Source organism: Neobacillus camarae, assembly GCF_054950115.1.
The window spans coordinates 1,009,820-1,021,878 of the sequence record NZ_JBUCKX010000002.1; the positions used below are offsets into that span (position 1 = coordinate 1,009,820).

General features: G+C 44.1%; 4 protein-coding genes. 1 reads left to right on the plus strand and 3 read right to left on the minus strand.

Annotated features, from left to right (window positions below; genetic code table 11):
• The first annotated feature begins 6 nt into the window (after positions 1-6).
• On the plus strand, positions 7-6,039 hold the full coding sequence (locus tag ACY8D0_RS12480) for an InlB B-repeat-containing protein (RefSeq protein ID WP_462410830.1): 6,033 nt from the start codon (positions 7-9) through the stop codon (positions 6,037-6,039).
• A 347-nt stretch (positions 6,040-6,386) separates the two neighbouring features.
• Here the strand turns inward: ACY8D0_RS12480 and ACY8D0_RS12485 are convergent, their stop codons facing one another.
• From ACY8D0_RS12485 to ACY8D0_RS12495, 3 genes are all read right to left on the minus strand, one after another.
• The gene (locus ACY8D0_RS12485; RefSeq protein ID WP_462410831.1) at positions 6,387-8,351 is read right to left on the minus strand and encodes a zinc ribbon domain-containing protein; all 1,965 of its coding nucleotides are present in this window, start codon (positions 8,349-8,351) and stop codon (positions 6,387-6,389) included.
• 226 nt (positions 8,352-8,577) lie between these two features.
• Complete coding sequence (locus ACY8D0_RS12490; RefSeq protein ID WP_462410832.1) at positions 8,578-11,205, minus strand: protein kinase domain-containing protein; 2,628 nt, start codon at positions 11,203-11,205, stop codon at positions 8,578-8,580.
• Positions 11,206-11,375: 170 nt separating this feature from the next.
• Positions 11,376-11,927 (minus strand): zinc-ribbon domain-containing protein, encoded by a 552-nt coding sequence (locus tag ACY8D0_RS12495; RefSeq protein WP_462410833.1) that lies wholly within the window; start codon positions 11,925-11,927, stop codon positions 11,376-11,378.
• Between the last annotated feature and the right edge of the window lie 132 nt (positions 11,928-12,059).

Here is a 12,059-nt window from a genome sequence, read left to right on the forward strand (position 1 = left end):
AAAATCATGTTTCGAAAGAGGAAATCGAAGGTCACCCGCATTTTAGCCATGATTCTGGCTATCTTGCTGGTGACCTACAACATCCCGGCCAGTGCGATTGTTCAAGTTTTCGCACAAGGCGAGGATGAAACGGCAGTACAGCAGACCGATGTGGCTGCCGGGCAAAACCAAGAGGTTGAGGCAGGGCAGACACCGGAAAGTCCGGGAAATCCGCAAACCGAACAACCGGCCCCTGCACCGAATGTAACCGTTAATCAAACAGGTCAAGGCCATGTGGAGATTAATGGTGCCGAATACTCGGCTCCGATTTGGATCAGTGAGGGAACCACTGTGCCAACTGTCATCACCCCTGGGGAAGGGTACGAGATTCAATCTGTCACAATAGGCGGAGAAACAAAGGAAGTTGCAGATAAGACCCGTTTTGAAGACGATATTCAAATCACATCAAATACAGTTATCGAGGTATCGTTTGTTTTACAATCCCATAAGATTCAGTTTAATGACTTTCAAAACGGGACGGTTACGAATGATGCCGATCAACAGCCGGTTGCTGCCAATGGGGAAATCAGTGTCCAGCATGGCACAGAGCACTCCTTTACGGCAACTCCGGATACCGGATATCATATTGAAAGCATCAAAGTTGGTACGGAGTCTATTGATCTTCCAACTGATGTAAAGAAAGAAACGAACAGCTACCAGTTCACTGTTCCCATGGTAACCAAGAATGTAGACGTGGAAGTGAAATTTGCTGTCAACACCTATACGGTTACCTTTATTGCCGGTGAAAACGGAACGGTCGATTCGCTTGCTTCCAGCGGCGGAACCGTTCAAGTCGACTATGGGAAACAAACCTCATTCACGGCCATTCCGGAACAGAACTATCATGTAGAAAGCGTAAAAGTAGGCAAGGATTTTATTCCCATTCCGGAAGATGTAAAAAAAGAGACAACCAATTTCCCGTATGAAATCAAGAATATCACTTCCAATATTGAAGTGAGAGTCACATTCTCTATTAATACGCATGAGGTAACCGCAACCGTTAAAGGCGGGAATGGTTCCGTCAGGTTGGATAAAGACTCCGTTGAACACGATGGAAAAGCAACGGTCACGATTTTCCCTGATGAGTCGTACAGGGTATCAGAAGTGAAGGTAACTGATGCCAATGGTGAAAGAAGCGTTAGTCTGGAAAGTGCTAATTTTATATCCAATGACAATGAAACTTTCACTTATATCACGGATAATATCACTTCAGACACGAGGATTGAAGTTTCGTTTGAAGCAATGCCTGCAGCCCAGCCGTGGGACAAGTTTGTTTCCATTGACCCTAATGCAGGAACGTTAATCCAAAAGGAACGCACGGATGGAAGTAATTTTGATAACATTTTGATCTATTCAAGGGATGCCAAGTTGACTGTAAAACCAATCGATCCCTATAACCGAGTCAGTTTCTCCAGGATTTTTGGCTGGAGTCAAGAGTATACTTTACGCGAATCCACTGCCATTAGTGATATTCGTGTCAAAACAAAAGGCAATTTCTATCAGAAAAACGAGAAATGGATTAGCCTGCCGGACAGATTATTTCTCATCATTGATACGAAAAACCCAGAAGTAAAGGATATCAAATTAACCGATGATAACAATCAAGACGGTATTCAGGTCGGAAATAAAGTCTGGTTCAAGAGTGCCGTGACTGTGTCAGGTACAATCGACAACGTAAAAAAGGATGAAAAGACGGGTATTGAGTACTCCACCGACATTGATAAAGTCTACTACAGCAAAGGCGGGTATTCTGAAACCGACCGTCAAGAGGCTGCATTTGACCCTAAAACCAAGGAGTTTACTTTTACAACTCCAGATGAAGCCTATCATGGCGATTATACTGTATGGGCTGTTGATAAAGCCGGCAATCAATCCCAGGTTGAGAAGATAAACATTAACATTGATAAAGCCGAACCTGCCCTTGATGGCGACGCAACAAATAAAGCAGTTCTATTATCTGCTCAATCAAAGAATAGCAGTTTTGCTGCCAAAGTAATCAATTTCCTCACTTTTGGAACGTTCTTTAATGAAGATATTGAAGTAACCGTCAACGCAGTAGACGAAGCTTCTGGGATTAAAAGCATTACCTTGCAAAAAGACAAGGAGAATCTTCCAGAAAGTGAATCGGACAGCTTCAGACCAACCGGATTAAAAGCGGTCAATACGTTTACTCTGGATAAGGGATTTGACGGAAAACTGACTGCCGTCGTGACTGACAACGTTGGCCATCAATATAAAGTCCTAATCACAAACCAAAACTCCAATATGATGGCGGAAAATGGCGAGGTAATGATTGAGACGGAACCGCCAACTGCAAACATCAGTGTCAATCCTGCCGGCGATGTTACAGAATATGTTGACCAGGAGGGGAATCAGTTCTACAGCGGGGATGCAAAGTTTAATGTCACCGCCCAAGATAAAAAATCCGGCATCCATTCCGTAAAGATAGAAGCTAACGGAAAGACATTCAAGGATGAAAAGGATTTCCCGAACAAGACAGAAAAAGAAACAAGTGAACTCAGTTATCCATTCACAACCGGCGACCTGAAGGATGCAGGAATCACCAACGATAACGAGGAACATTCCTACCAAGTGTCCGCTGTTGTTAAGGATAATGCGGGAAATATAAATAGTAGTTCAATTGATAAAAAGATTTTTATCGATACCGAAGCACCGCACCTGACGGGGGGCAAAGAGGCCGTAAACATCGAATACCAATACGATGAAACTTGGGCTAAAGCCTTGAATTTCCTTACATTTGGAACCTTTTTCAACAAACAAATAGCCATCAAGGTAAATGCCAGTGATAATGAATACGGTTCTGGCATTAAAGACATCTATGTAAAAGCGACTGACGATAAGCAAGAAGTGCAGAAATTGAAGAATGAGTCGGACAGCAGCAATCTGGCAACATTCACCTTGGATGATGTTCATTTCAAAGGAACCTTGGATGTTGTTGTGACCGATAATGTCAACAATCAGGCTACTTATGAAGTTTCCGGGGCAAACTCCAATATTTTATCCGAGAAAAACCGGGAAATCATGATTGAGCAAAATGCACCGTCTGCGGGGATTACGGTTAAGCATGATGCGGATGTTTCTTCCGTCACCAAAGATGGCAAAGAATTTTACAGCAATGATGTGACATTCGGAATTCATGTCGGGGATCCGGATTCGGGAGTCAATGCGGTAAAATTGCATGTCAATGGAAAAGAAATCGAACAAGACCAATATTATTTCCAGAATGGAACCGAAAAGCAAACCAATCCTGCGATTCATGACGTACCTACCGCATCTTTTGGCAGCAAGGATGTAACCATCAACGACGACGGGTCATACAAGCTTTCGGTAGAGGCCATTGACAATGCGGGAAATATCATTGACAATCGGGAAAACTCGGAAGACCCTGCTAAAGTAGAAAAAACCATTTATATTGATAAATTGGCACCAATTCTATCAGACTTTATTTTTACAAATGAGGACAATGACCAAAATGCCAATAAAATCACAGATAATGTCAGCCTTACAGAATACGGGTTCTATTTTAAAAAGAATACCCGTGTCACTGTAAAAGCAATGGATCTGGCACAACTGGAGGATCCCGCAACTGGCGTGAAGACACCTGTGAGTGCTGTGAGTGGCGTTCAATCCATGGTTATTTACTTGAAAGATTACGAGAACGGCAAATATTATGCTGTCGATGGAAACGGCTCTTTAAAAGAAGTGGCTGAATCTGAAAAAGAAACATTCCAAATCCCGACAGAAAGCGATGTAACCTTCGAGGTTCCTGCATCGTTTAAAGGGCAAATTTTTGCAAAAGCCATTGACGCTGTCAATAACACCAGTGCGTTCAATACACCGGATGGTACGGTAATCGAAGATGCCGCAAAGCACGCGGACAAATCATCGATTAACATTGATCCGGCCTATAAAACCAATTATAAAGACAATAACGGTTTAGACCTTTACCGTGAAAACATGAAGGTGAATGTCACGGTGGCCGACAGCTATTCCGGTCTTAGTGAAATTGAGTGGTCAGTAACGGCCCCTTATGACACGGCAAATAATCAGGCCGGTAAGGTGAAGGTGGACGATGGGGGAAACCTTGATCCAACAACCGATACAACTGGCTGGAGCAGCACAAAGATGGATCAAAACCTTGTGACGGAAATGACCAAAACCCTTATGGTCAGCAATAATAGCAACGACATTGTAGTAAAAGTAAAGATTACCGACCGGGCAGGAAACGTTTCGGAAAAGGAACTGAAGTTCAGTATCGACAAAACGGCTCCATCGATTAACGTAACCTATGATAACAATACACCGGACCGGGATAACACCGATTATTACAAAGAGAACCGCACTGCCACGATTGTGATTACCGAGCGCAATTTTAGGCCGGAAGATGTGGTAGCCACCATCACTAACACGGATGGCGTGATTCCTAAGGTGACAGGCTGGTCAACGGCGGCTAATGCAGCTGACCCTGACAAGACGACGCATACGGCAACGGTCACCTACTCAGCTGATGGTGATTACACATTTGACATCTCGTATAAGGATAACGCCGACAACGCGGCGCCTGCCGTCGCGCAGCAAAAGTTTACGATTGATAAAACGATACCTGAAATCAAGGTATCCTATGACAATAATAGTGTTTCAAACGGAAACTATTATAAGGCAGGCAGAACCGCTACCATTTCGGTTCACGAGCATAACTTTGATCCTAGCCGGATTAAGGTCACCGGAACGGCAACAGATGGCGGAAAATCCATTGCCTTCCCGACACTCAGTGGATGGTCAGCCAGTGGCGACACCCACACGGCGACAATCCGATACAATGCTGATGGGAATTACAGCTTTGACATTGATTTTACGGATATGGCCGGCAATGTAGCGGCGGATTATAAAACCGACGCTTTCTTAGTCGACCAGACCGCTCCGGCGCTAACGATTACAGGGGTGGAAGACCAATCCGCCAATAAGGGGGATGTTGCTCCGGTTATTGCCTATTCCGATACAAACTTCAATAAGAATGGGGTATCGATTAGCTTAACGGGCGCCAACCGAGGGAAGGTCAAGCCGGACGGCAGCTATTCCGATGCACCGAATGGCCAAGTATTTGCCTTCAAGAATTTCGAAAAAGCAAAAGAAAACGATGACCTGTATACGCTGACTGCCACGCTGACAGACTTTGCGGGAAATCAAACGACCCAAACGATCTTGTTCTCTGTCAATCGCTTTGGTTCCGTGTATGTGTTTGATGATTCCCTGAAAAAAATCGCCGGTAAGTTCGTGAAGGATGAACGGGATGTCATCGTTACCGAAACCAATGTGGACAACTTGAAGCCTGAAACGATTAAGGTGAAGATGACCAAAAACGGTACGCCAACCGATTTGGTAAAAGGAAAAGATTACACTGTTAGCGAAACCGGAGGTAAAGGCAAGTGGAGCCAATACCGATATGAAGTGAAGAAGGACCTGTTCTCAGGCGACGGTAAATATTCTGTGGCCCTTTACTCTGAGGATAAAGCTGGCAATGTCAATGAGAATATCAACGAAGCCAAGAAAGCGGAAATCTCATTCGGTATCGACAAGACTGCTCCGGTCATCGTGCCAATCGACATTGAAAGTGGCAAACAATACCCGGTTGAAAACAAAACCGCCACCGTTTCGATTAAGGATAACCTGGTTCTTGATGGGGCTGCTATCTATTTAAATGGAAAGAAAGTGGATCAAAAGGTTGACGGGGAGAATTTCAACTTTGAAATACCAAGCTCCAACTCCAAACAAGATGTGAAAATTACAGCAGTTGATGCGGCAGGAAATGAATTGCAAACCAATGTAAATGATTTCCTTGTGTCAACCAACCTGCTTGTCCGTTGGTACAACAACACCGGATTGTTTGCGGGTTCCATCGCCGGTATCAGTGGCATTGGAATTGCAGCGACCGCGGCTGTTGTGATCAGGAGCCGACGGAAAATAGCAGTTGATGAATAATAGGAGGCAAATCGGATTATGTTAGAAGAATTCACCCTTACGACATGGCTTGTGGTGGCGTGTCTGGTGCTTAACCTCGTGACTTTGATACTGGTAATTGTATCTCTCAGGCAAAATAAGTCAGGGGCCATCGCAAAAGGCGGCTCCGCTGGACAGGGCACTGCTTCCAAGGCAGGTCAGCCACAGGGAGGCGCAGGAATTGTATTTTGCCGTAATTGCGGCAACCAATATGACTCCAGCCTATCTGTCTGCCCGAGCTGCAAAGTTCCTAGATAATGGGATGACCAAATAGTATAGAAAAAGCCAGATCCTTTTAAAGGAGCTGGCTTTTTTACTGATAGATGAAATTAATTTGCTTCTTGGATATTGGTGAGGCGGAAATTGCCGTCCGAGTAAGTTTCGGCGGAATAGTACCAATGGTACTCTTTTGTTTCGGATGTTCCGTCCGCGTAATTGATTTTTATTTTCTCATCGGTAGTAATATACCCCTGACCGCCTTCGCCCGAATAATCGGTAACCTTGAAGTCTAGGAGATCTTCGGTAATTTTCTTGTCGTTTAAGGACTTCACAAGGGCTTGCTGGTCTTTATATAACTGGCTGTCAGGATACAGGTAGGATGAGACTTCACTGAATTCATTGTCGTTGATTGCGTTAATCAATCCGTGAAGATAATCACTCATCAAATCCGTAATATCGGATGTAACCTCGGTTGCGGCCATTGATGCTGCCGTTTCAGCCCCAGTATACGTTGTCGTATATTCCACAGGCTTTTCAACCGTTTTTTCTTTCACATGTTCATCATTAAAGGAGTAGGTTTCATCCTGGGAGTCGACTAACCATGCTTTCGACCCTTTATCATAGGTCAAGTAATAACGGACGTCGTGCGCTGCACTTTCTGTTTCCGCATTCTCACCCTCATAATAGTAAGCTTCATTGAATTTCTCTTCCGTATCGACAGTAACAACCCAGACCCCATCCTGATAGGATACATCAAAACTGTCCAAATCGAATACAGTGGATAGGTGCTTGCCTTTGTACTTTATCCCGTCTTCAGCATTAGAATTGATGTCATCCTGTGTGCTGCCGGTCCCATTGGTGGTAGCTGTGGTCAGTTTGGAGGTATCACCGGATGTAACGGCCATCAAGTACTGGTCCTGAAATTTAAGAACCTGATCGATAATCTGGGTTTGGAATGCATCATCATTACCTAAATTGAGATGGACGGTTTGTCCTTTAATGGGCACTTCCTTGGTTTTTATTTTACCCCAAGGTGTTTCGGCTTCCACTGAAAGTTTCATGGAACCATCCGTTAACACCGGCCCGAAGGTTGGGTTTTCGAATGGATTGACGCCCACATCTTTCCCGTTGATGAACAGTTTTCCTTTTACGGAAGAGGTATCAGCGTCCGCCCCTAAATCAACGGTAACATCTTTGCCGTCCAATGTTAAACTGACCTCTTTTTTATCAGCCCCGCCCATTAAGGTCACTTCTTTTTTCGTGACGAGATTGGTAAAGTCCGTTTTTAATTCTGCCTTGAGATTATAGATTCCCGGTAAATAAGGTCCGTATGTTTTTTCATAATCGGGTTTCGTGGCTTTCCCCAGTTTAGTTTTATCCAAATAAAGTGTGGTGTCTTTGTAATTGGTTGATAGATTGAGATAAACCATATCCACGTTTATTTTATAGGTATCGAAAAATAAAAACTTTCCGCTTTTTTCAAGGTTAACAGCCCCGTCCGAGAGTAACCCGTCGGCGAGTTTGTTGAGCATCGAGGTATTGGCATTTTTCGTTTGGTCGTAATACTTAGATTGATTTTTTAGTGTCTCAATCAGGCCGGAAACTTCGTCAGGATTATTTTTATAGTATTTCATAAACCCTTTGACGGTTTTTTCGTTAATCTCCGCTTTTTTATCCGTGCTGGAGAGCAGTTTCGCCACAGCCTGACCGTCTTTTTCCACAAGCGCCGATTCAAACTTATCAATCAGCCGGTCTTTTGAGGTTAAGGTTTCTGCGGTTTTATACCCGCCAAACAGCAGGACCAGTACGACCCCTGATGCTATTAGCAGGTTCCGAGTCTTCGCCGGCATTGGCTGTTTCTCGGTCGCCCGTGCAGCTTCGGCTTGTCGGCTTGCAGATTGTTCCGCGTGAATCTGATTGGGGGCAGGCACAGTGGTTTGCCCCGCTGTATTGCCTTGCAGCGGTTCGGCAGCAAGATTTTCATGGGTGTTGGCCCGGTTTACAGGTGTCCCGCATTCGGGACAAAACTGGGCGCTTTCGTTTAATGACTTTCCACATTCTCGACAGTAAATCATAGTTGGTTATGTATCCTCCAATTTCCCTGGTTTTACAATTGCATCCTTTTAAGCAATCTATTAACCATTATAGTACTTTTTTAACATGATAAAATTAGTAATTTAATAGTAAAATTAACCAACTGTGAAGAGGAAGGCAACGACCCTCTCCACATGAAGGCATGAAAAAGCCATCCACATTGTTCAAGTGAATGGCCATGTCACTTTTCATGTCTTGCACCACTGCTTATGGGGTCAATGTTTTAATGTTGCCACCGTTTAGAGAACCGATGGAGTTGATGCCTGAAATAAACCAGCTGTTATCTTCCTTATTGTATTTATAGGTTATGGTTTGATTCAGATCCTCCGTCTCTGAAGCTTGGGGTTCTCCTCCTTGTGTGGAGGTGGTGGCATTATACTGGAATGAAGCATCGAAGGACACTTCATAATTGTCTTTTTTTCCGTCATTGCGGAATTCAAAGCTGTCCAAATCATACTTGGCCGACAGCAGGGTGCCGTTCCAGGCGGTTTGGCTGGCCTGGTTATCTTGTATCTGATCTTGGTATGTAGATACCAAACTGTCATCCAAATGCTTCAATTTTGCCGGATCATTGGATGTGAAAGCCTCGGCATAACTCTGGGCGTACTCCAGGCCAATATTCATCAAGGTTTGCTTTAACTCGTCCGTCAGAGGGTCAATCTCGAGCTCGACATTGCCATTGTCAGTCAGGGTGATTTCTTCGCTTCGGATCTTTCCCCAAGGAAAAGCATACTCGGCAAATAGTTTCATGGATCCGTCTGTTACGACGGGCTCGAGTGTGCCCGCTTCTTCTACGGTCATCCCCGTATCTTTATTATTGATAAATAAGCTGGCCTCCGGGAAATTGGTGTCCAAGTTAACGGATTCGCCTTTAAATTCAAACGCCAGGTTGTTTTCCTGCTCCTTGTCAGGGGCACTGTTGAATAATTCTAACGTCTTTTCTTCTTCAATCGATGTGATCTCCGTTTGCCAGACACCCTTCAAATGATAGAGTCCCGGCATTAATGGGCCAATATCCTTCGTGTCCTTTTCCCCGTCAAGATGAGCGACTTCTTTTTTGCCAAGATAAAAAACGGTGTGATCTTTATTTGCGCTAATCGTCGTAAACTGCGGAATGACCTCAATTTTATAAGTATTGATGAGGAAGTACTTTTTAGCGCCCTTTTTGATCGTAAACGCCGGTTCTTGTCCAGCGTTTTCCGCTTCACCGGCCGCCTTCGCTGTTTGAATCGCGCTATCCCCGGCTTGCTCTTTTAAGCTTGCGACCAAAGGGGATAGTTCTTGAGGGTTTTCATCCAAGTAATCCAGGAAATAATTGATTTCTGTTTCTCCGATTTTCAGGCGGTCATCCGGCGAAGCAAAGAGCCCGGTGAGTGTTTTTTTATCCTTATGAATGATGGCATTTTCAAATCGGTCAATCGTATGGGCTTCGTCATTCTGAATCGTAAAATAGGTGTAAGCCCCAAAAGCGCCCAATCCCAGGACCAGGAAGAAAATCGCAATATAGGTCCATTTCTTGATGGTCCGTTTAATCTTGGATGATGCTTTGGGTTTTTGTTTCTTCTCCGGTTTTTGTTTTTTTTCCGTTCTTGGTTCCGCTTTTGGATTCTCACTAACGGCTTGCTCTTGTTCCTTAGGCCTTTGCGATTCGGGAAGAGTGGAGATTGGCTTAGTGACCCGTAATTTAGTGAGTTCCTGTTTTATTATCCTAGTATCTTGGTAGCGCTCGTTTGGATTTATTTTTACCAGCTTTTGAACAATGTCGCTCAATTCGCGCGGAACTTCTTGATTGATGGTGTAAAGCGGCTGCTGGGTAGAGTAAATAAACCGGCCTCCCGAGAGTAGATAATAAATCATGGCGCCTAGCGAAAAGAGGTCGGTCCGGTGGTCGGTTTGGGTGTTCTCAAACTGTTCCGGTGCTGCAAATCCAATCGTCCCCATCTGAACGGTATCTGCTTGTTTGCCCTCTTGGTATTTCCTAGCGATGCCAAAGTCGATTAACTGGACATTGTCTTTTTCATCAATCATGACATTGGTCGGTTTTAGGTCGCGATAGATAATGGGCGTCGGTTTATGATGATGCAAGTAATCCAGCAGGTTGCAAATCTGGATCGCATACTTGATTACCCTCTGATAGGGGAGCGAATAACCGGATTCCTCGAAGATTTCCGCTAAGGTCCTTCCCTTTATGTAATCCATTACCAAATAGGTTTTGCCATTTTTGTTTGGCGGGTAGTAATCAACAATTTTTGGAAGGTTCGGATGATCCAGCGACACGAGCATTTTTGCTTCTGCAACAAATTCATCGTAATCCCCTGGGTCCATCATGGTTTCCTTAATGGCCCATAGCTTTCCTTTTAACCGCAGGTCTTCCGCCAGATAAACCGTTCCCATACCGCCTTTTCCTATAATGGACTTCACTTTATAGCGGTCAAATAACAGTCCGCTTTCTTGAGCCGACTCGCCGTTTTCAGCGGCGGACGATCCATCGTAAAATAAAGGCACTGTTCCATCGGAATGGCTTTCACGACTGGTAATCGTCACATTATCAGTCGCATGGGAGGCAGGGTTCTCCACCAGAACCTCCGTTTCATTGGGCAATTCGGTTGGCTGGTCTTGGCCATCATTTGATAACAGTGTGGTTTCAGCGTCCTGGTTTGGACCGGTTGGACTTGGATTCGTGGCAAATATATGTACCGTTCGGTTATTGGCTTCATCAGGCGGTGTATTCCGGGTTTCCTGATTGCCAAGGATGACCGTTTCCGATTCTTTACTACAACTTGGGCATAGCCCATTTTCATCTAAGCGGCTTCCGCAATCTTTACAAAACTTCATTTAACATTCAACCCCTAAATCATTGCAATTGCTTTTATATAAATATCAAAATTGTTTTTTAATAGGATTCTATTTTAAAAGAGCATTGACCGGTTATTGGCGGTTTTTCACTCGATTGGAAAATGCGGGGCCAACTCGGTTCAAAATTAAAAGGAACACTATCTGTTCCTTTACTTCATCATATGTCCGCATTCACCGCAAAATTTGGAGTCTGCTTCAATCTCGGCATCACAGTTAGGGCAAAATATGGAATCATTTGATTCTTGAGGACTGGGTTTATCGTTTAAGGTTCCAGTCAAACCAAGGCTGACGGTTTCCATGTTCTCGCCGGGCTGTTCCAGTATAAGGGAAGCCTCTTGTTCATTTATTTGAATGGTATTGAATCTGGTGCCGCAAGCTGAACAGAACTTGGCGTCCAAGGCGACTAAATTACCGCATGTGCACTGTTTTTGGTTCCAAATGGCCTTTATATCAATTTCCAGCTGGCCATTTAGCGAAAGAAGTTCATGAATTTGGTTAACCTCTACATCGACAAGGTTTCCAATCTGAATTTGTGGGTTATGATATTCAGAAAATACTTTTCTGCCGATTTCGGTAAATAATGATTGAATCAGGTCATTATTTTTTCCAATTTGAGATTTAAGCCGGTTGGCTTCTACTGTATTAATGGCCTTCGTGCCAGCTTCTGAAACCCCTTGTTTAAGCTTATTGAAAATACTCACTATCTTCTCTCCTTATGACTAGAATCAACTTGGTTTGCTCCAACACGTATGTTTCTATTATACTAAAAATTTCCCGTGTTTTGGGGAATAATTTCATCCTGCCACAGGGTATTAAATTTGGTTCCGGGCGAT